Raw genomic sequence first — 25,322 nt, 5'->3', positions numbered from 1 at the left:
GACCTCCGGGCAGCTGACCCTTGCCCGGCGGACAGCCCCGATCCACCCAGCTTTCCTGAATTCCCCGAAAGGCCCCCACCATGGCGCTCCCCGCCGTCACGCCGTACGCGATGCCCTCGTCCGACGAGCTGCCCGACAACCGGGTCGCGTGGACCATCGACCCGCAGCGGGCGGTACTCCTCGTCCACGACCTGCAGAACCACTTCCTGACCGCCTACACCCCCGACACGTCGCCGACCACCGAACTCCTCGCCCATGTGGGTGAGTTGACGAAGTCGGCCCGCGCGGCCGGCATCCCCGTCCTGTACTCCGCGCAGCCGGGCGGCCAGTCGCCGGCCGAGCGCGGACTCCAGCAGGACTTCTGGGGTCCCGGCCTTCCCGACGACGAACACGCGAAGGCGATCGCGGGCCCGGTCGCGCCGGAGCCCGGCGACACCGTGCTCACGAAGTGGAAGTACAGCGCGTACGTCCGTACCGATCTCGAGGAGCGCATGCGCGAGGCGGGCCGGGACCAGATCGTCATCGTCGGTGTGTACGCGCACATCGGCGTCCTGATGACGGCCTGCGACGCGTGGATGCGTGACGTGCAGGCGTTCGTCGTCGCGGACGCGGTGGCCGACTTCTCCCGCGAGGACCACGACATGGCGCTGCGCTACGCGGCAGGACGGTGCGCGGTCGTCACCACCACCGACACGGTTCTGAAGGGCATCTGACATGGCGCTCAGCGTGGAACTCATACGGGCCGACGTGGCTGATGTCCTGGGCGAGGACCCGGCCGACATCCCCCTCGACGAGAACCTCGTCGACTACGGCCTCGACTCGGTGCGCATCATGTCGCTCATCGAGCGCTGGCGCCGCGAGCACGACATCACGGCCACCTTCGTGGACCTGGCCGAGCAGCCCGCCATCGAGGCCTGGGCGCCGATTCTGGGAGCCTCGGCATGAGGCTCACCGCTGCCCAGTCGGGCATGTGGTTCGCGCAGGCACTCGACCCGGGAAGCCCGGCCCAGAACACGGCCGAGTGCCTGGAGATCCACGGCCCCATCGACCCGTCCCTGTTCGCGCGGACGCTGCGTCAGGTGGTCCTTGAGGCCGATTCCCTGCGCGTACGGATCATCGAAGGGGCCGACGGGCCGAGCCAGTTGGAGGTCTCCGACCCGACGCTGCCGCTGAAGGTGCGCGATCTGCGTGCCGCGTCCGACCCGGACGCCGAAGCGCAGGCGTGGATGCGCGAGGACCTGGCCACGCCGTTCGACCTGGCGGCCGGGCCGCTGTTCGCGCACGCGCTGTTCCGCGTCGGCGACGAGCGCTGGCTGTGGTACCAGCGGGTGCACCACATCGTGATGGACGGCTTCGGTTACTCGCTGCTCGCCCGTCGCACCGCCGAGGTCTACACCGCGCTCGCAGCGGGCGAGGCGCCGGGAGCAAGCCCCTTCGGGCGCCTCGCGGACCTGGTCGCCGAGGACACCGCGTACCGCGCCTCGGAGACGTACGAGACGGACCGCCGCCACTGGGGCGGCGCCTTCGCCGACCGGCCCGACGCCCCCAACCTGGCCGGGCGCACCGCGCTGCCGTCCCGCACCTTCCACCGCCGCAGCGCCCGCCTCTCCCCCGAGGCGACGTCGCGGCTGCGGGAGTCCGCGTCGTCGATGCGGGCGACCTGGCCGGAGGTGCTGATCGCCGCGCAGGCGCTCTACGTCTCCCGGGCCACCGGCTCCGCCGAGGTGGTGCTCGGTCTGCCGATGATGGGCCGCATGGGGTCGGTGGCGCTCCGCGTGCCCGGCATGGTGATGAACGTGCTTCCGCTGCGGCTCACCGTGACCCCGCAGGCGTCATTCGCGGAGCTGACCCGGCAGGTGGTGCTCGGCATCCGTGCCGCCCGCCGCCACCAGCGCTACCGCTACGAGGACATCCGCCGCGATCTGGGCCTCCTCGGCGACGGCCGGTCCCTGGTCGGGCCGCTGATCAACGTCATGCCGTTCGACTACGGCCTGACCTTCGCGGGCGCCCGCACCGACGCCCACAACCTGTCGGCGGGCCCGGTCGACGACCTGACGGTCAACGTCTACGACCGCGCCGACGGCAGCGGCCTGCGCATCGACTACGACGGCAATCCGGCCCTGTACGAGCCGGAGGAGCTCGGAGTTCACCAGGCGCGGTTCATGGAGCTCCTGGAGCGCATCGCGGAGGCGGGACCGCACACCCCGCTGGCCGAGCACACGATCGCCCGCCGGGCCGAACTCACCTTGGTGGTGGACGAGTTCAACGCCACCGCGCGCCCGGTGCCGCCCACCACGCTGATCGGCCCGATCGAGGGCCAGGTGGTCCGCACCCCGGACGCCACCGCCCTGGTCTTCGGCGACCAGGAGCTGACGTACGCCGAGCTGAACGCCCGCGCGAACCGGCTGGCCCACCATCTCATCGAGGTCGGCGTGCGTCCGGGCGCGCTCGCGGCGGTCGCCGTGCCCCGCTCCCTGGACCTGGTGATCACGTTGCTCGCCGTGCTCAAGGCGGGCGGCGCCTACCTCCCCCTGGACCCGGACTATCCGGCGGACCGCCTCGCGTACATGCTTCAGGACGCGGGCCCCGCCTGCGTGATCGCCGACCGTGCCGACCGCGTGCCCGCGTCGGATGTTCCGCTCGTCGCCCTCGACCGCCTGGACACGACGCCGTACGGCACGTACGACCCGCCGCGCGCGCTCACCCCGCACCACGCCGCCTACGTCATCTACACGTCCGGTTCGACCGGCCGCCCCAAGGGCGTCGTCGTGCCGCACTCGGCGATCGACAACCGGCTCCGCTGGATGCAGGGCCAGTACGAACTCGCTCCCGGTGACCGGGTGTTGCAGAAGACGCCGTCCGGGTTCGACGTGTCGGTGTGGGAGTTCTTCTGGGCGCTGCGGGTGGGCGCGACGCTCGTCGTCGCCGAGCCCGGCGGCCACAAGGACCCGGCGTACCTCGCGCGCGTCATCCGCGAACAGGACGTCACCGTCTGCCACTTCGTCCCGTCGATGCTCCAGGTCTTCCTGTCGGAACCGGCCGCGGCCGACTGCGCGGGACTGCGGCACGTCTTCTGCAGCGGCGAGGCGCTGCCTCGCGAGACGGTACGGGAGTTCGGGCGCGTGCTCGACGGCGTACCGCTGCACAATCTGTACGGTCCGACCGAGGCCGCCGTCGACGTGACGTACCACGCGTGCGCCACCGGAGGGACGGGCCCGGTGCCGATCGGCAAGCCCGTCTGGAACACGCGCCTGTACGTCCTGGACGCCGCGCTCCAGCCGTGCCCGCCCGGCATCCAGGGCGAGCTGTACCTGGCGGGCACCCAGCTGGCAGCCGAGTACTTGGGGCGGCCCGAACTGACCGCGGCCCGTTTCGTCGCCGATCCCTACGGTCCGCCCGGAACGCGCATGTACCGCACGGGCGACCTGGCGCGCTGGACCGAGCACGGCGAGATCGAGTACCTGGGCCGCACCGACCACCAGGTGAAGCTGCGCGGCCTGCGTATCGAACTGGGCGAGATCGAGGCCGCGTTGGCAGCCGATCCGGCGGTGGGCGCGGCCAGTGTCCTGGTCCGCGAGGACCGGCCGGGCGACCAGCGGCTCGTCGGGTACGTGACGCCCTCCGACACCGGAGCCGTCGCGGACCCAGAGGAGCTGCGCGCCCGACTCGCCCGCACGCTGCCCGACTACATGGTGCCGGGCGCGATCCTCGTCCTGGACGACTTCCCGCTCAGCCCGAACGGCAAGCTGGACCGGCGCGCTCTGCCCGCCCCCGCCTTCGAGGGCTCAGCCGACGGCGGCCGGGTGCCGAGCGGCCACCGCGAGGAGACGCTCACCCGGCTCTTCGCCGAGATCCTCGGAGTGCCACAACTCGGCGTGGACGACGCCTTCTTCGACCTCGGCGGCACCTCGCTCCTGGCGGCCCGCCTGGTCTCCAGGGTCCGCGACACCCTGGGCGCCGAGCTCACCATCGGCACGCTCTTCCAGGCGCAGACCCCGGCGGCGCTCGCCGCCCATCTGGACGCGGACCACAGCGAGGCCGACCGCTCCCTGGACGTACTGCTCGCCCTGCGTGCGGGCGGCGACCGCACCCCGCTGTTCACCTTCCATCCGGCGGGCGGCATCAGCTGGTGCTACTCGGGGCTGCTCTCGCGGCTCGACCCGGGCCAGCCGGTGTACGGCCTTCAGGCGCGCGGCCTGCACGGCTCGGACGGCTCGGACGGCTCGGACGGCTCGCACGGTGATGGTGAACTCCCGTCCACGATGGAGGAGATGGCGAGTGAGTACGTCGAGTCGCTGCGCGCGGTGCGGCCACACGGGCCATACCGGCTGCTCGGCTGGTCGGTGGGCGGCGTTCTCGCCCACACGGTCGCCGTCCTCCTCCAAGAGGCGGGCGAAGAGGTCGAGTTGCTCGCGCTGCTCGACGCCTATCCGTCCGATCAGTGGCGTGATGCGGCGGTCCCGGCAGAGGCGGACGCCCTGAAGGCGCTTCTGCGGATGGCCGGTTACGACCTGACGGACGAGCTGACCCGCGAGGACGTCCTCGCCACCCTGCAACGCGAGGGCAGCGCCTTGGCGGGGCTGCCCGACCGGACGCTGTCGGCGGTCCTCGACATCGTGATCAACAACGCCCGTCTGATGCGCGAGCACGAGCACCGCACCTTCGACGGCGACGCCCTGTTCTTCACGGCCTCCGCGCCACGCGCCGAGGACTGGCTGACGAGGGAGGCCTGGGCACCGTACGTCAGTGGGTCGATCGCCAACCACGACGTGGACTGCCTGCACCCGGAGCTGACCCAGCCGCGCCGCCTCGACGAGGTCTGCGCCGTCCTCGCCACCCACCTCAAGGAGCTGGACCACGCATGACGACCACGCCCGGCCCGTTCGACCCGGTCGGCAGCGACACCGGCACCGGCACCGGCACCGGCACCGAGCCGACCCATCTGGTCCTGGAGAACGCGCTCGGGGAGTACTCCCTGTGGCCGCTCTTCCGCCACGCGCCCGAGGGCTGGACCACCGTGTACGGCCCGGAGACGTACGGCCGTTGTGTGGCCCGCCTCCAGGATCCGCCCGCGTGACGGAGATCAACCTCGTCCGCCCGGACCCGCTCGACGTGTCGCTCCTCGACACCGATGAGCGAGGCCGGGCGGCGGTGGAAGTAGTGCGACTGCCGCGCCCGCTGCGCGGTGGCCTCCCCGCGGGCTACGCGACGGACTGATCGCCGAGCAGCCCGACGAGCCCGTCCGCGAGCTCGGTGCGCCAGCACAAGTAGTCGTGTCCGCCGTTGAACTCGCGGTACACGGCGTCGTCGTACCCCTTCTCCCGCAACGTGGCGCGCAGCCTGCGCATGGCGGGCAGCGCGACCCACTCCTGCTCACCGGCCGAGAGCCAGAACCGCACGGGCAGCTTCTCGCTCGCGGCGATGCGTCCGGTCAGCCACTCGGAGCGTTCCAGGTCGGGTCCGTCGGGCCACCAGAAGGAACCCGACTGCGCCAGGACGCGGCCGAACCGCCCCGGTGCGATCACGGCGGCGTACGCGGCGGTGAGACCGCCGAGGCTCTGGCCCGCGACGACGGTCCGCGCGGGATCGCCGGTCAGGGAGAGCCGCTCGCTCGCCCAGGGCAGCAGCTCGGTCTCCAGGAACCGGACGAATCGCTCGTTGCAGGCGAGCTCTTCCCAGCGCTGGTCGGCGCTCAGGGATTCGGGCAGCAGGGCGGCCAGGGGCGGGATGCTGCCGTCGGCGATGAGGTTGTCGAGGAGAGTCGCGACGTCGAGCCCCGGCTGCCACATCTCGCCGTCCATGAGCACCAGGACGGGCAGGTCGCGCCCGCCGCCCGGCGGCTCGTACAGGTGCACCTGCCGCTCGTTGCCGAGCAGTTCGCTGCGGACGGTGTGCGTGCTGACCGTGCCGCGCGACACGCCGTCGCGGCGCCGCCAGTCGTCGCCGGTGGGCGCCTGCGGCAGCTCGACGTACGAGACCGGATCTCCGCCCCAACGTCGGCTGAGCGTGCGCGAGTTGAGCGGATCAGTCCGCTGCTGCCGCCGCAGCCAGGGCCAGTACGCGCCGTCCTTTGGCCGTGGACCGTCCCCCTCGTCCACACACAGGCTGTAGGTCGCACGCCAGTCCTCGCGCATGCGGACCGACCAGTGCCAGATGTCCGTCCCCGGCACCTGTTCCATCAGGTTGGGGGCCATGTCACGCGGGTCGACGATCTTGTTCGGCATCACGAGGACGGAGCGGGTCGCGTCCGTGCCCCGCCACAGGAAGGTGACGACCCGGTACGCGCCGTCGCCCTGCGGATCGGGCTCGACGAGCGGCGCCCCGCCGGCCGCCCGTACGGCGCCCCAGAAGTCGCCGCGCTCCACGCCCTGCTCCACGGCCCGGGCCACCCACGCGCTGTCCGCCAGCTCGACGGGCCGCGGCCGCGGGATGCGGGGCGGCCGACGGGTCGCCCCGTCGGGAGGTGCGGTGACGGGCATGGGGAGGCCTCCAGGGGTTCACTGCGCACAGGGACGTACAGAGGTGCGCTTCGGGTGCACTTCGTACGCATATAGCTAAGGGTGACCTTACTTGAGCCGGTCATCCCCGGGTCGACCAGGGCAGGACCGTCTCCTCCCGGCCCAGGCCACCGGTACATTGCCGCCTATGTCGATACCGAACCCCCAGCCCAACCAGCCCAATCCGTACCAGCAGCCCCCGAATCCCTACCAGCAGCCCCCGGGCGCGGTCCCGCCCCAGGGTTCACCTCAGCCCTACGGCCAGCCGCCCGGCCCGTACGGACAACAGCCGGGCCCCTACGGCCAGCCGCCCGCCCCGCCCGCGCCCCCGGCCGGTCCGCGCAAGCCCACGCCGGGCTGGGTGTGGGGAATCGGCGGCGTAGTGGTCGCGTCGGCGCTGTGGGCGGGGGCGCTCTTCGCCACCGGCAACCTCGGCTCCGACAGCGGCGACGACGCGAAGGCGGACCTCGCCGGATACCAGTACAAGAAGAACCTCTGCGACGTCTCCCCGCTGGACGCCTTCAAGAAGAAGTACGAGCTCGACACGGACTCCACCGCGACCACCCACTACGGGTCGCGGCAGAAGGGGTTCGATCAGAGCTACTGCAGCCGCCAGCTCAAGGACCCGAAAGCGGACAAGGACACCTATACGAGCATCTACGTCTACTCCACGGCCCGCTGGCACAAGGCGACCGATCCTGCGGGCGAGTTCGCATCGGAGCAGAAGGCTTACGAGGACCAGTCGCAGAAGACGTACGGCTACAAGACCAAGGCCGTGAGCGGCATCGGCGACGAGGCGTACCTGGTGACCGAGACGAGCGGCACGGACAAGGACTCCCTCAACGGCATGACGCTCGCTGTGCGCGAGGGCTGGTTCACCATCGAAATGCGCTGGAGCTTCTACGGCGGCGGCCCGGACGACAAGGTCGAGCCGCCGACGGCGTCGGAGGTCGAGGAGATGCTCATGTCCGACACGCGCGCGGAGATGGACGGGCTCAAGAAGTCCTAAGCCCTGAAGTCCTCAAGTCCTCAAGTCCTGCAGTCCTCAAGTCTTGGGGTCTTGAACTCAGTACGCGGGCGGTGCTGGGCGGACCAGGCCCGACTGGTAGGCGATGACGACCAGTTGGGCGCGGTCACGCGCGTCGAGCTTGGTCATGGCGCGCTGGACGTGGGTGCGCACGGTCAGGGGGCTGACGAAGAGCACGTCGGCGATCTCGGCGTTGGACTTCCCCTCGGCGGCCAGTGCCATCACCTCGCGCTCGCGGGCGGTGAGCGCGGCGAGGCGTTCGGGCGGCGCCAGGTGGCCCCCGAGGTCGGGGGTGGCGAGGAAGCGGGTGATGAGGGCGCGGGTGGCCGACGGTGAGAGCAGGGACTCGCCCGCGACCACGGTACGGATCCCGCCGAGGAGTTCGTCGACGCCCGCGTCCTTGCCGAGGAAGCCGCTCGCGCCGGCGCGCAGGGCCCGGGCCACGTACGCGTCGGTCTCGAAGGTCGTGAGGATGAGGACGCGGGTGGCCTGAAGATCCGGGTCGGCGCAGAGGGTGGCCGTCGCCGCGAGGCCGTCGGTGCCGGGCATGCGGATGTCCATGAGGACGATGTCGGGGCAGTGGGCCCGGGTGAGCGCCACGGCCTCCTCGCCGTCGGTGGCCTCGGCGACCACCTCCATGTCCTCGCAGGAGTCGATGAGGATGCGGAAGGTCGCCCGGAGGAGGGCCTGGTCGTCGGCGAGCAGGACGCGGATGGTCATCTGGTGCGGTTCTCTTCCGGGTTCTATGGGTGTGGCGGCAGTACGGCGGTGACTTCGAAGCCGCCTTCGGGGCGGTGGCCCGCGTGCAGGTGACCGCCGACCGAGTGGGCGCGCTCCCGCATGCCGATGAGGCCGAAGCCGTGGCCGACAGCGGGGGTGGTGTGGCCCGTGTGGGCTGTGGGGTGCCCGTCGTCGGTGATTCTGAGGGTCAGTCCGTCGGGGGCGTAGGCGAGATGGACGTACGCCGTCTCGGTGTGGGCGTGCTTGCTGACGTTCGTGAGTGCTTCCTGCACGATCCGGAATGCTGTCAGATCGACTGCCGCCGAGAGCTGCTGCGGCTCACCCTGAGTGGTGACGGTGACCGTGAGCCCGGTGGACGCGAACGATGCGGTGAGGCCGTCGAGCCGGGCGAGTCCGGGCGACGGTTCCAGTTCCAGTTCCGCTTCCGGTTCTGGTTCCAGTTCCGGGGAGGTTTCGACGTCGTTCGTCTGGCGCAGCAGCCCTACGGTGGCCTTGAGTTCACGCAGCGCCGACGCGGTGGTGCCCGTGAGCTCGGTGAGCATCTGCTGGGCCTGGTCGGGGTGGGTGCGGGCGAGGTGAGCCGCCGTACCGGCCTGGGCGTTGGCCAGGGTCAGATGGTGGGCGACGACGTCGTGCAACTCGCGGGCGATGCGCATGCGCTCGGCGTGCGCGGCACGGGACTGCAGGGCCTCCAGATAGGCGCGGCGCAGCTGGACGCCACTGCCGAACACCGCCGACAGCAGGACCCAGGCGATGGGGTTGAGCGTCTTGAGCAGGAGTGAGTGGTTGACGGGGTCCGCGAACAGGGCCGTGGCCCCCACCAGCACGGCGACGCCGAGCGTGTAGCGGCGGGTGGTCTTCCGGTCGGCTCCGGCGGCCAGCCAGTACAGCGCCGACATGACCGGGCCGAGGAGCAGGGGCGTGAGCAGGAAGCCCAGCGCGCTCGTGCCCATGGCGCAGACCGTGGTCACCGCGACAACGGTGCGGGGACGGCCGCGCTGCCACAGCAGGGCCGTGCAGGCGACGGCTGAGATCAGTACGCCGGTCCACCACGTGGGCCGGTCGGACGGCTCGGTGGTGCTGAGCATGCTGCCGGAGAACGAGACGCCGAACAGCAGCAGCGCCACGGCCGCGTCGGCGGCGCGGGGGTGGGCCTCCGCGTGGCGCTGCCATCTGGTGAGCATCGAGTTCTCCGTTCAGGGTGCTACAGCCATGGTCACAGGCGGCCCTGTGTCGCGCGCGGCTCCGTCAGACGCGCGCCGTCTCGCGATCAGCGGCCGGTGCGGGAAGGGCTGCGGACCGCCGGCTCAGCGCCTCGCCCTCCACGTCGACGCGGGGCAGCAGCCGGTCGAGCGGACGCGGCAGCCACCAGGCGGCCTTGCCGAGCAGGGCGAGGACGGCGGGGACGAGCGCCATACGGACGACGAACGCGTCAAAGAGGACGGCCACGGCGAGACCGAACCCGATCGTCTTGATCATCGATTCACCGGCGCCGATGAACCCGGAGAACACCGCCATCATGATCAGCGCGGCGGCCACCACGACGCGCGCGCTGTACCGGAAGCCGCTGACGACGGCCTGACCCGGCCGGTCCCCGTGCACGTACGCCTCCCGCATGCGCGCGACGAGGAACACCTCGTAGTCCATGGCGAGTCCGAAGACGATGCCCACCAGGAAGATCGGCATCAGGCTCATGATCGGCCCGGTCTGCTCGACGCCGAGGAGTTCGGCGCCCCAGCCCCACTGGAAGACGGCGACGACCGAGCCGAGGGCGGCGCCGACCGACAGGAGGAAGCCGAGGGCCGCCTTGACCGGCACGAGTACGGAGCGGAAGACCACCATCAGGAGCAGCACGGCGAGGCCCACCACGACGGCGAGGTACGGGAGCAGGGCGTCCTGGACCTTCTGGGCCATGTCGATGTTCATGGCGGTGGTGCCGGTGACCTCGAAGGTGGCTCCCCCGGTGGTGGACTCGATCGCGGGACGTTCGTCGCGGATGGTGTGGACGAGGTCCTTGGTGCGCTGATCGGTGGGGGCGTCGGCCGATACGGCGGTGAACATCGCGGTGTCGCCTGCGGGGTTGAACTGTGCCCCCGTCACGGAGACGACCCCCTCCGTGGTGCCGATCCTCTGCTCGACGGTCGACACGGCGGCCTTCGGGTCGGCGGCGCCCTTGGCGTCCACGACGATGGTCAGGGGCCCGTTGAAGCCGGGGCCGAAGCCGTCGGCGAGCGCGTCGTAGGCGCGGCGTTCCGTGGTCGATGTGGGCTTGGCCTCGTCGCCCGGCATGCCGAGCTGGAGGTCGGGTACGGGCAGGGCGAGTGCGCCGAGGCCCGCGACCGAGGCGAGGAGCACGGGGACGGGGCGGCGCAGGACGAACCTGGCCCAGCGGCTGCCGCCGTTGCGCTCGCCGCTGCCCTTGTCCCTGCCGCGCCTTCGGGCGGAGCGGGAGAGGACGGCGTTCGGCCAGAAGCCGAGCAGGGCCGGTACGAGGGTGAGCGCGATGACGACGCAGACGACGACCGCCCCCGCCGCGGCGAGACCCATCTTGGTCAGCATCGGGATGCCGACCACCGAGAGTCCGGCCAGTGCGATGACGACCGTGAGCCCCGCGAAGACGACCGCCGAACCGGCCGTACCGACGGCCAGGCCCGCCGCTTCCTGGGGCGTGTGCCCCTTGGCCCGCTCCTCCCGGTAGCGGGAGACGATGAACAGGGCGTAGTCGATGCCGCACGCGAGGCCGAGCATGGTGGCGAGGGTGCCGGTCGTCGCGGAGAGGCCGAGGGCGCTGCCCAGGGCCAGGATCGAGGCCATGCTGACGCCGACGCCGATGACCGCGGTGAGCAGCGGAAGCCCGGCGGCGGCCAGCGAGCCGAAGGTGATGAGCAGGACGACGGCCGCGATGGCGATGCCGATCACCTCGGCCGCACCGCCCGCGGCGGGCTGGCTCGCGAGGGCGGTACCGCCGACGTCGACGGTCAGGCCCGCGTCACGGGCCGTTTCGATGGCGCCCTCGAGGGTCGACTTGGTCCGGTCGGTGAGGTCGTCGGCCTTCACCTTGTACGTGACGGTCGCGTACGCCGTCGATGCGTCCTCGCTCACCGCCCGCGCCTTGAACGGGTCGACGGCCTGGGTGACTTGGGACCCGTCGGCCGCCTCGTCCCCGGACCCCTGGACGAACTTCTCGACGAACTCCTCGACGGCGGCCCGGTTCTCGGTCGCGGTGATCTTCTGCCCGTCCGGGGCGACGAAGACGATCCGCGCGCTCGCCCCGTCGGCCGCGGCCCCGGGGAAGCGCTGCTCCATCAGGTCGAACGCCTTCTGGGACTCGATGCCCGGCATGGAGTTGCTCTCGTCGGGGGCGGCGGGCGCGGTGACCGCACCGAAGCCGACGACACCGAGGACCGCCACCCACAGCAGGGCGACGTACCAGCGCCGCCGGAAGGCCAGACGGCCAAGGCGATAGAGAAGAGTAGCCACGGGCAGAGGTCTCCAGATCTTGTCTCGGGTACCTCCACAGGCTCTCCGGAAGGGGGGTGTCCGGTCGTCGTGCGCCTGATGACAATCGGGCGTACTGACGTGGCAGTACACGCGCCCGGCATGTCATCCGCGGGAACTACACCCCACCCCTACGGATCGGTGCGCTTCAGGGGCGCGGCCAGGGATGCCCCTCCAGGCTCTCGATGTCGCTGTTGAAGCGCTGGAGGAAGCCGGCGAACGTCGCCACGTCCTCCGCCGACCAGCCGTCCAGGACCTTCTCAAGGCCCTGGGTGTACTCGGCGCGGTCGGCGTCGAGTTGACTCTCACCCTCGGCGGAGATGCGGAACTTGCGGGCCATGCCGCCCTCGGGGTCCGGGATGCGCTCGACGAGTCCGGTCCGCAGCATGGCCGCGGTCTGCCGGTTGAGGGTGGACGCGTCGAGGCCGAAGGCTTCGGTGAGCTGGCCGATGGACATCGGGCCGTCCATCTGGATGCGGCTGAGCAGGACGTACGCGCTGCGGTCCAGGCGCCCGCCGGAGGAGCGCGTGCGGGGGTTGTAAAGGTGCGAGTGCCGTCCGAGCAGCATCGTCTCGAATTCGACCTGTCGAACGGGCTTGTCCGTTCGGCCAACGGGAGTGTCCATGCGACGACCGGGCTTTTCCATACACGCATTCTACCCATAACGTGCATCATGCACTTCGTATGTATAGTGCATATCGCGAGAGCCGGCGCCAGGATCGGTCATCTCCAGCCCGAGACAAGCTCGAGAAAAGAGGAACCATGCGCAGCGTCATGGACTTCACCGACCGCAGCGTGATCGTGACCGGGGCCGGTTCGGGCATCGGAAGGGCCACCGCCCTCGCCTTCGCCGAGCGCGGAGCCAAGGTGGTCGTCGCCGACCTGAACGCGGAGGGCGCCGCCGAGGTCACCGCCGAGATCGAGTCGGACGGCGGCACGGCCGTCGCGGTCGTGGGCGACCTCAGCGAACAGGCGGTGGTCGACGAGGCCGTGGCGACCGCGCTGAAGGCCTTCGGCGGGATCGACGTCCTGGTCAACAACGCCGGGATCATGGACAGCATGTCGGCCGCGGCGGACGTCACGGACACGGAGTGGGAGCGGGTGATCCGCATCAACCTCACCGCCCCGTTCCTGCTCGCCCGGGCCGTCCTGCCGCACATGCTCGAGGCCGGCCGGGGCTCCCTCGTCTTCACGGCGTCCGAGGCCTCACTGCGGGGCAGCGCGGCCGGAGCCGCCTACACCGCGTCCAAGCACGGCATCGTGGGCCTGACCAAGTCGCTGGCCGTGACCTACCGGGACAAGGGAATCCGCACCAACGCGATCGCCCCCGGCGGCACGATCACCAACATCCGGCTCGACGTCGACAAGGACGCACTCGGCCCGCAGGCACTGGCCCCGTACATGGGGAACGTCGGCCGCCCCGCCGGAGCCGAGACGCAGGCGGCGGCCATCGTGTTCCTCGCGTCGGAGGCGGCGGGCAACATCAACGGGGCGATTCTCCCGGTGGACGGGGGCTGGTCGGCGGTCTGACCGGCTTCACGCCTGACCGGATTCGAGGTGGAACACGAGTGAGGGCCATGACCTTCCGGTCATGGCCCTCACTCGTACAAACTCACTGAAAAGTGTCCGAGGGGGGACTTGAACTCTCCACTCGGGCACCAGCCCATTAGTTAGTTGACCAGCGGTAACGCCCGCTATGCGCCGCATAGTTGAAGCTTCGCGCTGGTCATGCATCACCCCCGTTTCAGACTGTTTCGGACCGCTGTTGGTCATGGGTTGGTCACGTAACCAACCGGCCCTCTTGAACTGCCCGCCGCCCTCTCTATGCAATGACGCGCATAGTCGTGTTCCTGCATAGACGGCTTGCCCGCCTCGCTCGTACTGTCGTGGCGACCGGCCCTCACAGGGGCCCTCAAGAGGGGGTTCGTGGCTATGGCACGCGAGGAACTGACCCGGCTCACAGGCAACGGGAACGGCGACTGCGGACAAGGCGACTGCCCGAACGTCTACCAGACCGCGTCCGGCTCGTTCATCGTCCAGGGCGACGTATCCGAAGTCTTTGCTCCGCCGACCGGCGAGGGACTAGTAGAGATCCCGGAAGCAGTACTCAGGGAGGCAATCCGTGCTCTTGGATGGTGACGAGTGGCAAGCCAAGTTCCGCGACTTCGAGAGCGAAGCATGGCGGCTTGAGACTCTTCCGCAGTACCTCGTGCCGCAGGAAGCCTACGAGTTCGCAGCGTTCAAGAACGGCGCCCGCTTCCCCGGTCCGTACGAAGACTCCTGGATCGACATGGTGCGCACACGCAACGTGGGACGCGTCCACATCATCCGCCAGCCGCTGAGCGACTACCTCAGGTTCGAGTTCGAGAGGTACTACCAGCACCAGGCGCCCGCAGGGGAAGACATTCGCATCCTCGACCTGACGGACCGGACCAACCCTCTTCCTAACGACGTAGGCGACTTCTGGATGTTCGACCGCTCTACGGTCGTGCTTATGCACTATCAGCCGGACGGGAAGCAGATTAGCCGCGAACTGTACGAGGGCGACCCTGCCCCGTTCATCGAATACCAGCGGCTAGCCCTTGAAGCCTCCGTGCCGTACCTGGAGTACGCGGCTAGGTGACAGTCGAGCCAGAGCAGCTAGGGCAGTCCAGCGAAGAGCTGGCAGCCCTACTGAAAGCACTACGCAAGCGGTCCGGGCTCTCAGGGGTCCGGCTCGCTGCGCGCTGCAACATGTCGCAATCCAAGATCAGCCGTATTGAGAGTGGCAGAGTACGGCCGTCCCTGGTGGACGTGGAACAGATCCTCAGGGCCGTTGAGGCCCCGCCCAAGCTCCTCGCGGAAGCCACTGCGCTAGCCAGGCTGGCCAATACAGAGTGGCAGGGCGCGCGCGACATGCGGCGCAAGGGGCTGGACAAGAAGCAGCTTGAGCTAGCAGGGCTCGAACAGTCCTCGCGAGAGCTGCGGTACTTCCTGCTGTCGATGGTGACGGGGCTTCTGTCGACACCCGAGTACATCCGGGCCAGCCTCGCCCACATCCCCGGTGACCACTCCAAGGCCATTGGGCGAAAGCTCGAACGGCAACAGGTCCTCTACGACCGGACGAAACAGTTCACGTTCCTCCTGACGGAACAGGCCGTCAGGTGGCCGCTCGTCGGCGCGGACGCGCTAGCGGTGCAGATTGACCACCTGGCATCACTCACACACCTACCGAATGTCAGGCTCGGCGTGCTCCCCCTCGGGTCTCAGGTCGGCCCGGCTCCGTTAAACACGTTCACTGTGTACGACGACCGCATTGCGACCGTGGAAGTGTCGACCGGTGTCATGGTGTTCCGTGACCCTCGGGACGTAACAACTCTCCTTGAAGAGTTCGCCGTTCACGCCGAAAAGGCGCTCTTCGATGATGACGCCCGTACCTTTCTCAGGCAGTGTGCAAACAGCCTCCGATGATCTTTAGTCCAGAGCGCGCATAAACGTAGGCCCCCGTCATCCGCAGGACGACACTAGTTGGGTGTTCAGGACGGATGGCGGGGAGGCCACATCGTGACGCAGAAACAACAGACCTACAGCGGACTGACGGAGCTTCCCCCTGAGCCCCGTGCAGTACCGGGCTGTAAACGCTGTTTGGGACTCTGCAACAAGCGAGAGAACTTCAGATCGACTGGCAACTACAGCGCGGTTTCTGACGCGAACGTGGAACTCAGGCAACACCACCAAGACGATCACAGGTGAGGCCCGTGGACATCGAAATGCAGAAATGGCGAGACAGCCTCAGGACAGCGGCTGACGCCAGCAACGCGCTCCGAGAAGCCCTAACCGCCTTGGGTCTCCCCCAAGAAGTCTGCGACGGCATCCGACCCATGGTGGGCCGCCCCCAGGGGCACGCGTATGTCGCACTGCCTGCGCTCAAGGCCGAGCACGTTCAACGGATAGCGGAGGCCGTGCGTATCTCGCCGTCAGTTCGTTCATGAAGACTGTTCGGTGCGTGCAATGCCGCAGCGTTCACGTGATCCTGTCGCGCCCCAATGACCCAGCGACACGTAATCCACGATGGCGCTACAGGTGCCTTGACTGCACCGTGGCGTGGTGGGTGAACGAGCACGGTGGCCAGCCTGGCGAGTATCGCGCTAGCCGGTAAGAGAGGCCCCCTACTACTGCTGGTAGGGGGCTCTCGTATGTCCTAGGAGAGCCACTTAACCGGCGTCCTGTGATCCATGTCGTACTTAGATGAATAGCAACTAGTCAGTCCAGGGCTTTCCCTTCTCGGGAATTGGGTTAGGCCGGGGGTGATCCGGCCAATCCTTAGCCATTACTTCTTCGCAGTTTTGGCACTCAGGGCCTCAGCGCTGAATGCACCAGAAGAAAGTTTCAGACCAACTGAACGAGCCGGGTCGATCTCAGCTGTACCGACGAAAGCCTCAGCAATGATTCGCTGAGTGAGAGTGTCGTCATGGAAAGCCTGAAGCACGGTAAGCGCGTATCCAACACTCGAAGTCGAGTCAGAGAACTCGGCAGATGCACCGTTGGAGCCAGGCGGAGCGTACGGGGCACGGATAGCAACGGCGAACGCGTCCTGCGCGTAAGCAACTGCACCGGCATCCAGGTAAGGCGAAACAACGACGTTGAAGCCATGGAGCCTGCCGATAACGGCGTCGGCCAGAGCATCGTCACCGCCGGAGGAATTGACCGCAGAAAGCATCGGGTCAGCCAGGAGCAGCTTCTTAACATCAGGGGAAACAGCCAGCCAGCGGGTACCCGGAACCTTGGCCTTATCAAGCATGACACCAGCGTCCAGGATCGCATCACGAACATTGGCAGGATCGATAATCAGGGCGTCAGCCGCAGCAATCTTCGGGTTAAGGCATTCAGTCGCAATCGCGTTCTCGATGTACTCGGCAACACCCTGCGAAGTCGGGACGACTGCCTGAACCTGAGTCGAGAAGACGTTCAGGCTGTAGTCCTTTGGGCTCAGCGAGACCGCAGAGACAGCGTGAGTACTGAGCTTGAGAGGAACAGTGCCCTCATTCACTGTCTGGACAATATCTGTAATGGTGGTCGTGCCTTCGATGAAAGGCCTGGCCGGAATCGCCTTAGGCACTCGGATGCGAATGGTGTCACCGTACCCACCCTCGAATTCTTTCTCGACATCGCGGAAGACGGTACGACCGAGAACCAGAGAGGCACCCAGGGAAGCGGCGGCGACAGAAGCCACCTTGTCAGTCACTGCAAAATTGTTAGCCATGTTCAATCTCCGTTCTTAGTGATCAAAGGATCAGGCAGCGCTCGTGACGCGGGCCTGGGTAACGATCTGGCGGATAGCACCGTGTTCCGGCTGAGTGAAGCCACCAGGGCACAGAGCGGCAATCTCACGCTCTTCCTCACCCGCATAGGCAAGAAGTACCGAGACAGGCATACGGACCGCCTGAGCCCACTTCACAAGGTGTTCGTGAGTAGGGGCGTGCTGGCCCGACTCCCACCGGCCAACCGTCTGGCGGTCAACACCCACCAGATCGCCAACATCTTCCTGAGTCAGGCCGAGATTCCGGCGCCGCCGGGCGAGGTCAAAATTTGGAATCACTTGAATCACTTCACTTTCAGCTGATTGGGATGAATCAATCCCATCGATGGGCAAGAAAAAGGGGTCCGTTGCTCCCAGGTGGACCAATCCTGCTGTGACTCTTGATTAGGACCGGCGGTCACAGATACCGGCGCCTCTCCGCATGCCGGTGAGAGGCAGGAATGAAAGGGAGTTGTTGCATCAGCCCCGAAAGCGGCGGCCACATTCAAGACGCCGTGACCAAAGTCAAGACATCCATCCCCCTCGCGAAGCTATGGGGTGGATGTTGAAGGCTGGTCATCGGTGGATGGAATGAAAAGGAAACTGCCATCAGCACGCCCGAGCGTAAGGAATCCACCGTTAAGCACCGGAGTGCAGCGCAGGAGGTGTAGGTGGATTCATGTAGTGAGGTTGCTAAAGTGCTGATGTCCATATCGAGCACGGAGCCGTAGGCGGAGTGTCAAGGTAGTGAAATCAGGAGGACAGATCCGCCTGGTGATGAACGAAGTGAATCTCAGGATCTAGTTCCGACTGAAGTAGGTAACTCCAGATGGTTAGTTCTATCTGGTACTCCAGCTAAGCCCTCACTCATCTAGCCGCTCAAGCGGCTACTCGCTCTGAGTAGAGATAAGTGAGACCCCAGCCGCCAAAGCTGGGGTCCTATCCACATAAAGAAATCTAATCGCCAGCCGGGAGGGGCTGGCTCTTACTAGGCACATAGATCGGTCGTGATCTCCCTTGGTTCCGATCACTCTCTATTCTCAGTCGACGGGCGATCAGGCCGGTCTCTGGCGTATCTGCCCCAGGCGTCTCTTATAGGGGCAGGAGCAAAAACCCAGGTCAGTCACAGTGGTCATTTCCTGTGAGGAAACAACGATGATCATGATGTTGGAGAGTAGGCCCTCAGCAGTCCCGTAGCTAGGTCCGAGCCCAGGTCTGCCGTCTCGGGAGCGGGGGTCACGGTTCCCGCCCCCAATGGCCCATGGACCTCACACCCCCACTTCAGGTTGACCGGCGTACGTCCCCCTCCACGCAGTTCGTAGGCGAGCCACACGCATCGGGACTTGGACCCCTCCACTGCAAGCCCAGCCTTCACCAGCTTGGCTATCAGCTTCACTACGGCTGGCTCCTGGACGCCCAGGAGGAGAGACAGTTCACCGGGTCCGAACTCAGCGTGCCCGTACTTGTCTGCCCGGCCCAGGGCGAGCATGATCAAACGGGAATCACTGGAAAGTCCGGCGGCGTTCTGGCCGATCGCATCGCAGTAGGACATAGACACCCCTTGCCACGGGCCGCGCCCCGTGTCGGCTGATTCTATGCTTTCAATGTCGGTATCCCAGGGAGCAGGCTCTATCTCCTGCGAGGAAACAGGGCCGCAGTCGCCCGACTCAGGTTCTACAGCAGGGGCCTGAGGCTTCTCGTACCCATACGCATTGGTGACTCTCCTGGGGCAAGGCTGATTCGAGGGTCCGCAGCAGAACGGGTCGTTGCACCCGAGATCCCGCTCAGTCACCAAGTCCAACTTAATGAAGGTCCGCTCAATCTTTACATCATGGAACGGATCAATAGAAGCAGTCACAGGTAGCTCCTTCGACACATAGAGAAAGGGGCCCGACTCAAGTCGGACCCCTTGGAACGGGATAGTGGATATAGAAAAACCCGCCTCAATTTAGGTGAGGCGGGTCTTTCGTTTGTTGCAGTGCCGGACTGATGTCAGGAAGTCAGCCTCTTGATGGAATCCGCCAGAGCGTCCACGCGCTTCTTCAGCTCTGCGTTCTCATTCTCAAGGGCTTCTATCCGCTGCTCCAAGTCTTGATCGGAGTAAATCGCATACTGCATAGCCTGCGCAATTTCGCTGGAAACTTGCCCGCGAGTGACGGGACCGGTCGGGTCCGGGTCGGAGCAGTATCCGACATTTTTCACATGCTCGATATCACTGTCATCTCTGATCTTCTCGATAAAGTCATCGATCATGCAAAATCCCCTCAATTTTTGGGCAGGCTAAAGCGTCTCCGAATTGCGATTGGTGCTGGTCGACCACTAGGCCCGACTCCCAGGTGAGACAGAGGAGCGACGCAAAAGGTTGTATGAGATTGCGGTGACCTGGATCACGGCCTGTTAGCTGACTAGGCAAGGGAGGGGGTACCTCCCTTGGCCATCCGGCTGTACTAACGATCTCCCGTGGTCAGCAAGACCCCTGGTTGTCGACTCACCGTGCTCCGTGGGGGCATTCACACCTCTGGGGTATCGGTAGCGGCCTTTGGTCGTTAGCCCCTTCGGCGTGTCCTCCGCTCGCGCCCTGAGACCCCTGGTCACCAGTCACCGTTAGGGCGCCTGTGGGCCGATGAGAGCAGAGGCTCCCGTCCGCCAGCTTGGCATGAGCCGAGATAGCCGCTCAGGGCCTCTCAGAAGGGAAGTGCAGAGGTGATGAGAGTCGATGTCTACACAGTGCACAGCGACGGCACCAGGACCCTCGTTAATGTTGTCAATTACGACGATGAGTCAGAAAAGGATCTGCGAGAGTCTCTCGACCCTAATTGTCGACTGTTCCACGATACATTCCATCGCAACAATGACGATTGCGCGAAGGCTGGCTGCGCATTTTGATCGCGTTGCGAAACGTCTGAGGGCGCGGAGGGTAGGGGGAGGGGCCCGCCCCGACGCGTTATTTTGATCGGGACGTGATAGCAAGCGAGATCCTGTACGGGTCTTTGTGGATTTGAAGGCCAGGAAAATGCCACCATTCATGGCGCGTTCACTTCGCCCCCTGTGCGTCCAGCCAGCGGTCAAGATCGGCCGGACGACACCGGAGAGACTGCCCCACCTTCCGGAACGGGATCTGCTCACCCTTCCAATTCCCGTACACCCAGGAACGAGGCTTGCCCAGATAGGCGGCCACGTCGTCAACGGTCATCAGCTTGGTCAATGCGTCTCCCCTGCTCTGCTGGCCGGTGGGTGGTTGCTCCCGCCCGCTGCTGTCCGGCCCACCTTCATCTTGCCCCCTTCCGAACCAGTTGCGTCAAGTTCAGAAGCAGTGACCATCACCACAGGGCCGAACCTGTTGCATCCAGTTCGGCTACGCGTATGGTGGATCTTGTGAGCACAGAAGAGACAGACGCAGTCAACGAGTGGCGCCGCGAAGGCAGTGAGCTGGTGTGGCGCCGGTACTACGGCCCATGGGAGGTCTCCGCGCGCGCCGACACCAACGCCCCGTTCACCGGCCCGATCGAACTAAAGATCCGGCTCAGCATCGGAGGGCCTGACGAGGACGAGATTGTCCGGCTCATGGATCAGGCTCTGGAGACAGACGGCATCCCGGCCAGCCTCCTGCGACAGGTCCCCTTCTCGCAGATCAAGGCAGAGTTCCGCGCGGCATTGGAGCCGGAACAGCACCAGGTCATGGGCGAACCGTGGCCGGTGCCGGAGCGGTGCCGGACAGAGCTGGACTACGCCCTCTTGGTGGCCGAGTTGGCCCGACTGCGAGCCACGGACACCACTGCCCCACAGGGGGAATTGGCGGCTCGCCTAGGCGTCGGCAAGGCCACCTTGTCCGAGCGTGTCAAGCGCGCAAAGGAACTGGAGTTGTGGGACGGCAAACGGCTCACGGACAAGGCGACAGCGATCCTCAACGACTGGTTGAGCAGTGACAGGAAGGAGCAGTAACCCACGTGGCAAAGCGCGGTAACGGGCTCGGGGGGACTCCGGTGGAGATCCCGCGCAAGGGCAGACCGAACACCTGGGGTGTGCGCACCCCGCTCCGCTTCGACAGGGCGCAGGGCAAGCAGATCCGTTACTGGATCGGCAGGGAGTACCCGACCAAGACCGCAGCGGAAAGGTCGTTGCGGGAATGGCACAGCAGCTACGAGGCGGGGAAGATCGCGGCCCGCTCAGACATGAAGCTGGGTGACTGGCTCGACAAGTGGCTGTCGAATCATCGGAAGGAGGGGACGACCGTGGCCGGGTACGAAACGAAGATCCGTCTGCACATCAGGCCGCACATCGGCGGGGTGAAGCTGTGCGAAGTCACGGACGACACCCTTGACGATCTGTACCGGCTGCTGGAAACGGTCCCGTGCCCGACCAACAAGGGGAAGCCGCTGGGGGCCAAGTCGGTCCGGCACGTTCACAACATCCTGTCCGGTGCTCTTGGGGCGGCCGTGCCGAAGCTGATACCGGCCAACCCGGCAGCAACGGCGCACCCGCCCACCGCCCGTCAGATACGGGCACAGGAACAGAAGTACCCGACCATGGACGACGACCAGACGGGGCGGTTCCTGGGCTCGGTGTGGGAGCCGTGCGGCAACCGGGTCTGTGACGGCGGCCTGACTCACCACTGCCTCAGGGACGCTCCGCTGTGGACCGTCTACGCCGCTACCGGCGTCCGGCGCAGTGAAGCCCTGGGCATGAAGTGGTCTCTCGTCCGCTGGGAGGAGGGGGCCATTGAACTGGGCTGGGTTGTGGTCGAAGAGGGCAATACTTACCGCCTCCGGAAGCTCACCAAGGATGGCGACGACAACGCCGCGATCTACGTGGATCAGTCCGTGATGAACGTCCTGAAATGGCAGAAGGAGCGCCAGGACGCCGAGCGTAAGCGGCTCGGCTCCGCATGGGTCGATCACGACCTGGTGTTCGCCCGCGACGGCTGCAAGCTCTACCGGGGCGAGGCAGGCGGCCCACAGGACCCTGAGAAGGTCTCGGCACGGTGGCGCACCCTGCGCACCCGGTTGAAGCTGCCCGAGGAGTTCCGCATCCACGACTGGAGGCACAGCAAGGTCACTAACGATCTGGAGGCCGGGGAGAACCCGGTAGAGGTTTCCGCCAACGTCCGGCACCACTCGCCGGGCTACACCATGGCCCGATACGGCCACTCTCGTAAGGACGGAGCGCGGAAGCTCGCCGCCTCCGGTGCGGGCCGACTCGGCCTGTCATCCCTGGTCTGACCTGGGGATTCTCTGGGCTGTTGGTCACGTGGTTGGTCACGCCACACCCCAGAAATGCAGAAAACCCCTGATGAACAGGGGTCTCAGCTGGTGTCCGAGGGGGGACTTGAACCCCCACGCCCGTTAAAGGGCACTAGCACCTCAAGCTAGCGCGTCTGCCATTCCGCCACCCGGACTAGGTGTCTGCCGTTCGCGGGGTGTTCCCCGCGGCGACATGGACAACAATACCAAGCTTTCGGAGTGCCTTTCACCTGCATATCCGTACGTCGACGAGCGGCCACCCGGCGGCTCCCGGCAGCCCGCCCGGAGCCTCACCACAAGTGACCGGTTGATTACGGGAGCGCCCGCTGAGACGGGGGCGCGGCGCGGACCGGGCGTTCGCCATGCGGCTCGACCGGCAGGGCATCGGTCAGGCCGCCGCTAGGCCGCCGACGCCCTGCCGGTCACCTGCCGGTCACCTGCCGGTCAGATGGCTCCCGTGGGTAAGGGGAGCCTCACGCCATCAGGTGGTAGCTGGGGAAGTTCCCCGGCGGTCGTTCCATCGCCGGGCCCTGTGTGACCGCCCGGACCAGCAGCTCTCCGCCGACGAACGCGCCGCGCCAGGACGCGCCGAATCCGCCGAACAGCTCGTCCCTGTCGCCGCGCGAGCGGGGCTTCCCGCGGCCCGTCTTGAAGGCACGGATCTGCGGCGCGAGACGTTCGTACGCCGCGGTGTCGTCGGTCGACAGCGTGGCGACCAGCGCTCCGTTCGACGCGTTCATGGCAGCGAGCAGCTCCGCCTCCGTGTCGACCAGGACGATGGTGTCGACCGGGCCGAACGGCTCCGCGTGGTGCAGCGGGGAGGACGGGGGCGGGTTGAGGAGCGTGACGGGATGGACGTACGCGTCCGTGTCCTGGCCCGGCAGGAAGCGGTCCGCCGCCGGGGCGCCGCGGTACAGCGGCACGGCTCCGCGGTTGATCGCCTCCGTCACCTGGTCGCCCAGTTCCTTCGCCTTGGCGGCGTTGATCAGCGGGCCGAAGTCCAGTTGCGGGAACGGGTCTTCGGGGCGCTCGACCGCCAGAGGGTGGCCGACGCGGAGGGTGCGCACGGCCGGGAGGTAGGCGGCGAGGAACTCGTCGAAGAGGCCACGTTGGACGACGAAGCGCGGATACGCGGTGCAGCGCTGTTTGCCGTAGTCGAAGAGCTTGGGGACGACGGCGCTGAGCGCGTCCCAGTCGCTGTAGTTCCAGATGCCCCAGGTGTTGAGTCCTTCCTGTTCGAGGATGTGCCGCTTGCCGAGGTCGGCGACGGCGGTGGCGACGGCAGCGCCCGTGTCCCGTCCGCCGACGAAGGAGACGCAGCCGATCTCCGGTGCGCGGACCAGCGCTTCGGACAGCTGTCCCCCACTGCCGCTCACGAGGGTGACGGGGATCCCTTCGCGGGCGGCGAGGGCGCAGGCCAGGGTCAGACAGGCGACGCCGCCATCGGTCGGGGTCTTGGCGATGACCGCGTTGCCCGCGAGTGCCTGTACCAACACTGCGTGAACGAGCACGCTCATGGGGTAGTTCCAGCTCGCGATGTTGGACACCGGACCGTCCAGCGGGGTCCGGCCCTCGACCATCGGCTCGATGCCGTCGACGTACCAGCGCACGCCGTCGATGGCCCGGTCGACATCGGCCTGGGCGAGCCGCCAGGGCTTGCCGATCTCCCAGACCAGGAGGAGGGCGAGCAGTTCGCGGTGTTCGGTGAGGGCGTCGAGGGTGGCGGCGACGCGGGCGCGCCGTTCCGTCAAGGGGACGTGGCGCCAGGTCCGGTGCTGGTCGAGCGAGGCGCGTACGGCCTGGTGGGCGGTGGCAGCGTCGAGGCGTGGCGGGCCAGCGATGGGGCTGCCGTCGACGGGGGATGTGGCGGACAGGGTCCGGCCGTCCGCCTGCCAGGTGCCGTTCCAGAGGTTCAGGACGCGGTCGTCGCGGAAGGCCTCGGGCGCGACGGCGAGGCAGCGCCGCCAGGCGTCGGTCCAGGCCGTATCGGCTTTGAGGACGAGGGGGTTGGTGAGGGTGGGTGCCATTCGAATGTCTCCGCTCACGGTGCACAAGTCGGGGCGGGGGATGCATGGCTCGCGTCGGCGCCGCTCGGTCCGCGGTCCGCGCGTGTGTGCTGGGGGACGCTAGTACAGCCGGGGTCCGCCACCTATGAGTGACATCACGCCCCGAGTTGGTTAAGAACGAGGCGGGCTGTTTCCGTCGGTGTGGCGCCGACCCGCACTCCGGCGGACTCCAGCGCCTCCTGTTTCGCGCGGGCGGTGCCGGACGAGCCCGAGACGATGGCTCCCGCGTGTCCCATGGTCTTGCCTTCGGGTGCGGTGAATCCGGCGATGTAGGCGACGACGGGTTTGGTGACGGCCCGTTGGATGTAGGCGGCCGCGCGTTCCTCCGCGTCGCCGCCGATCTCGCCGATGAGGACGATCAGCTCGGTGTCGGGGTCGTCCTCGAAGGCGGCGAGACAGTCGATGTGCGTGGTGCCGACGACGGGGTCGCCGCCGATGCCCACGCAGGTGGAGAAGCCGATGTCGCGCAGCTCGTACATGAGTTGGTAGGTGAGTGTGCCGGACTTCGACACGAGGCCGACGCGTCCGGGCTTGGTGATGTCGGCGGGGATGATGCCCGCGTTGGCCTGCCCCGGCGTGATGAGCCCCGGGCAGTTGGGGCCGATGACGCGGGTGCCGCGCTCTTTGGCGTACGCGTGGAAGGCGACGGAGTCGTGCACGGGGATGCCCTCCGTGATGACCACGGCCAGGCCGATCCCGGCGTCGGCGGCCTCGGTGACCGCCGCCTTGGAGAACGCGGGTGGCACGAAGACCACGGTGACGTCTGCGCCCGTGGCCTCGATGCCGTCGCGGACGGAGCCGAAGACGGGGACGGCGCGGTCGTCGAAGTCGACGGTGCGGCCTGCCTTGCGGGGATTGACGCCGCCGACGACGTCCGTGCCCGCCGCGAGCATGCGCCGGGTGTGTTTCATGCCCTCGGCGCCGGTCATGCCCTGGACGAGGACCTTGCTCTCTTTGGTGAGGTAGATCGCCATG

At 67.3% G+C, this 25,322-nt stretch carries 24 protein-coding genes and 1 tRNA gene; 12 read left to right on the top strand and 13 right to left on the bottom strand.

Annotated elements, in window-relative coordinates; genetic code table 11:
• Positions 1-80: 80 nt before the first annotated feature.
• Genes ACZ5CR_RS17125 through ACZ5CR_RS17105 form a run of 5 tightly spaced genes read left to right on the top strand, consistent with a single transcriptional unit; the run spans position 81 to position 5,217 of the window.
• Positions 81-713 (top strand): isochorismatase family protein, encoded by a 633-nt coding sequence (locus tag ACZ5CR_RS17125; RefSeq protein ID WP_468858104.1) that lies wholly within the window; start codon positions 81-83, stop codon positions 711-713.
• Between the two features lies 1 nt (position 714).
• A complete protein-coding gene (locus ACZ5CR_RS17120; protein WP_383271642.1) occupies positions 715-945 on the top strand; it encodes a phosphopantetheine-binding protein in 231 nt (76 codons plus the stop codon).
• Positions 942-4,865: an amino acid adenylation domain-containing protein gene (locus ACZ5CR_RS17115; protein ID WP_468858102.1), complete on the top strand. Its 3,924-nt coding sequence runs from the start codon at positions 942-944 to the stop codon at positions 4,863-4,865. Before ACZ5CR_RS17120 ends, ACZ5CR_RS17115 begins: the two co-directional genes overlap by 4 nt.
• Positions 4,862-5,077 (top strand): MbtH family NRPS accessory protein, encoded by a 216-nt coding sequence (locus ACZ5CR_RS17110; RefSeq protein WP_468858100.1) that lies wholly within the window; start codon positions 4,862-4,864, stop codon positions 5,075-5,077. Before ACZ5CR_RS17115 ends, ACZ5CR_RS17110 begins: the two co-directional genes overlap by 4 nt.
• On the top strand, positions 5,074-5,217 hold the full coding sequence (locus ACZ5CR_RS17105; RefSeq protein WP_468858098.1) for a hypothetical protein: 144 nt from the start codon (positions 5,074-5,076) through the stop codon (positions 5,215-5,217). Before ACZ5CR_RS17110 ends, ACZ5CR_RS17105 begins: the two co-directional genes overlap by 4 nt.
• Here ACZ5CR_RS17105 and fes read toward each other — a convergent pair.
• Positions 5,202-6,479, bottom strand: coding sequence for an enterochelin esterase (fes, locus tag ACZ5CR_RS17100; protein ID WP_468858096.1), 1,278 nt, complete (start codon positions 6,477-6,479; stop codon positions 5,202-5,204). The genes ACZ5CR_RS17105 and fes overlap by 16 nt on opposite strands.
• Positions 6,480-6,645: 166 nt before the next feature.
• Between fes and ACZ5CR_RS17095 the strand changes: the two genes are divergently transcribed.
• Positions 6,646-7,506 (top strand): hypothetical protein, encoded by an 861-nt coding sequence (locus ACZ5CR_RS17095; RefSeq protein WP_468858094.1) that lies wholly within the window; start codon positions 6,646-6,648, stop codon positions 7,504-7,506.
• A gap of 57 nt (positions 7,507-7,563) precedes the next feature.
• Here the strand turns inward: ACZ5CR_RS17095 and ACZ5CR_RS17090 are convergent, their stop codons facing one another.
• The 4 genes from ACZ5CR_RS17090 to ACZ5CR_RS17075 form a co-directional block, all read right to left on the bottom strand.
• On the bottom strand, positions 7,564-8,244 hold the full coding sequence (locus tag ACZ5CR_RS17090; RefSeq protein ID WP_468858093.1) for a response regulator transcription factor: 681 nt from the start codon (positions 8,242-8,244) through the stop codon (positions 7,564-7,566).
• A gap of 23 nt (positions 8,245-8,267) precedes the next feature.
• Positions 8,268-9,449 (bottom strand): sensor histidine kinase, encoded by a 1,182-nt coding sequence (locus ACZ5CR_RS17085; protein ID WP_468858091.1) that lies wholly within the window; start codon positions 9,447-9,449, stop codon positions 8,268-8,270.
• A 64-nt stretch (positions 9,450-9,513) separates the two neighbouring features.
• Positions 9,514-11,745, bottom strand: a complete 2,232-nt coding sequence (locus ACZ5CR_RS17080; protein WP_468858089.1) for an MMPL family transporter — start codon at positions 11,743-11,745, stop codon at positions 9,514-9,516.
• A gap of 166 nt (positions 11,746-11,911) precedes the next feature.
• Positions 11,912-12,388 (bottom strand): MarR family winged helix-turn-helix transcriptional regulator, encoded by a 477-nt coding sequence (locus ACZ5CR_RS17075; RefSeq protein WP_468858237.1) that lies wholly within the window; start codon positions 12,386-12,388, stop codon positions 11,912-11,914.
• A 137-nt stretch (positions 12,389-12,525) separates the two neighbouring features.
• On the opposite strand from ACZ5CR_RS17075, the gene ACZ5CR_RS17070 reads away from it, so the two are divergent.
• The 4 genes from ACZ5CR_RS17070 to ACZ5CR_RS17055 all read left to right on the top strand — a co-directional run bounded on the left by ACZ5CR_RS17070 (position 12,526) and on the right by ACZ5CR_RS17055 (position 15,213).
• Positions 12,526-13,293 (top strand): SDR family NAD(P)-dependent oxidoreductase, encoded by a 768-nt coding sequence (locus tag ACZ5CR_RS17070; protein WP_468858087.1) that lies wholly within the window; start codon positions 12,526-12,528, stop codon positions 13,291-13,293.
• Between the two features lie 402 nt (positions 13,294-13,695).
• Positions 13,696-13,902: a hypothetical protein gene (locus ACZ5CR_RS17065; RefSeq protein ID WP_468858085.1), complete on the top strand. Its 207-nt coding sequence runs from the start codon at positions 13,696-13,698 to the stop codon at positions 13,900-13,902.
• A complete protein-coding gene (locus tag ACZ5CR_RS17060; RefSeq protein WP_468858082.1) occupies positions 13,886-14,386 on the top strand; it encodes a DUF6879 family protein in 501 nt (166 codons plus the stop codon). The genes ACZ5CR_RS17065 and ACZ5CR_RS17060 overlap by 17 nt, the downstream gene beginning before the upstream one ends.
• A complete protein-coding gene (locus ACZ5CR_RS17055; protein WP_468858077.1) occupies positions 14,383-15,213 on the top strand; it encodes a helix-turn-helix domain-containing protein in 831 nt (276 codons plus the stop codon). The genes ACZ5CR_RS17060 and ACZ5CR_RS17055 overlap by 4 nt, the downstream gene beginning before the upstream one ends.
• A gap of 859 nt (positions 15,214-16,072) precedes the next feature.
• On the opposite strand, the gene ACZ5CR_RS17050 is transcribed toward ACZ5CR_RS17055, so the two are convergent.
• From ACZ5CR_RS17050 to ACZ5CR_RS17030, 5 genes are all read right to left on the bottom strand, one after another.
• Positions 16,073-16,987 carry a phage major capsid protein gene (locus ACZ5CR_RS17050; protein WP_468858075.1) on the bottom strand — a complete coding sequence of 305 codons (915 nt, stop codon included), beginning with the start codon at positions 16,985-16,987 and terminating at the stop codon, positions 16,073-16,075.
• A 48-nt stretch (positions 16,988-17,035) separates the two neighbouring features.
• A complete protein-coding gene (locus ACZ5CR_RS17045; protein WP_468858235.1) occupies positions 17,036-17,269 on the bottom strand; it encodes a helix-turn-helix domain-containing protein in 234 nt (77 codons plus the stop codon).
• Between the two features lie 931 nt (positions 17,270-18,200).
• Complete coding sequence (locus ACZ5CR_RS17040) at positions 18,201-18,899, bottom strand: hypothetical protein (RefSeq protein ID WP_468858073.1); 699 nt, start codon at positions 18,897-18,899, stop codon at positions 18,201-18,203.
• Positions 18,900-19,033: 134 nt separating this feature from the next.
• A complete protein-coding gene (locus ACZ5CR_RS17035; RefSeq protein WP_468858071.1) occupies positions 19,034-19,294 on the bottom strand; it encodes a hypothetical protein in 261 nt (86 codons plus the stop codon).
• A gap of 781 nt (positions 19,295-20,075) precedes the next feature.
• Positions 20,076-20,246: a helix-turn-helix domain-containing protein gene (locus ACZ5CR_RS17030; RefSeq protein WP_468858069.1), complete on the bottom strand. Its 171-nt coding sequence runs from the start codon at positions 20,244-20,246 to the stop codon at positions 20,076-20,078.
• Positions 20,247-20,416: 170 nt separating this feature from the next.
• Between ACZ5CR_RS17030 and ACZ5CR_RS17025 the strand changes: the two genes are divergently transcribed.
• Both ACZ5CR_RS17025 and ACZ5CR_RS17020 read left to right on the top strand, forming a co-directional pair.
• On the top strand, positions 20,417-20,983 hold the full coding sequence (locus tag ACZ5CR_RS17025; RefSeq protein ID WP_468858068.1) for a hypothetical protein: 567 nt from the start codon (positions 20,417-20,419) through the stop codon (positions 20,981-20,983).
• 5 nt (positions 20,984-20,988) lie between these two features.
• The gene (locus tag ACZ5CR_RS17020) at positions 20,989-22,260 is read left to right on the top strand and encodes a tyrosine-type recombinase/integrase (RefSeq protein ID WP_468858066.1); all 1,272 of its coding nucleotides are present in this window, start codon (positions 20,989-20,991) and stop codon (positions 22,258-22,260) included.
• 88 nt (positions 22,261-22,348) lie between these two features.
• Here the strand turns inward: ACZ5CR_RS17020 and ACZ5CR_RS17015 are convergent.
• The 3 genes from ACZ5CR_RS17015 to sucD form a co-directional block, all read right to left on the bottom strand.
• Positions 22,349-22,436, bottom strand: a tRNA-Leu gene (locus ACZ5CR_RS17015).
• A 318-nt stretch (positions 22,437-22,754) separates the two neighbouring features.
• Complete coding sequence (locus tag ACZ5CR_RS17010) at positions 22,755-24,308, bottom strand: aldehyde dehydrogenase family protein (protein WP_468858064.1); 1,554 nt, start codon at positions 24,306-24,308, stop codon at positions 22,755-22,757.
• A gap of 134 nt (positions 24,309-24,442) precedes the next feature.
• On the bottom strand, positions 24,443-25,321 hold the full coding sequence (gene sucD, locus ACZ5CR_RS17005) for a succinate--CoA ligase subunit alpha (protein WP_468858062.1): 879 nt from the start codon (positions 25,319-25,321) through the stop codon (positions 24,443-24,445).
• Position 25,322 lies beyond the last annotated feature (1 nt).

Source organism: Streptomyces sp. NPDC031274, assembly GCF_055570235.1.
This window is presented reverse-complemented; position numbering and strand designations above follow the sequence as displayed.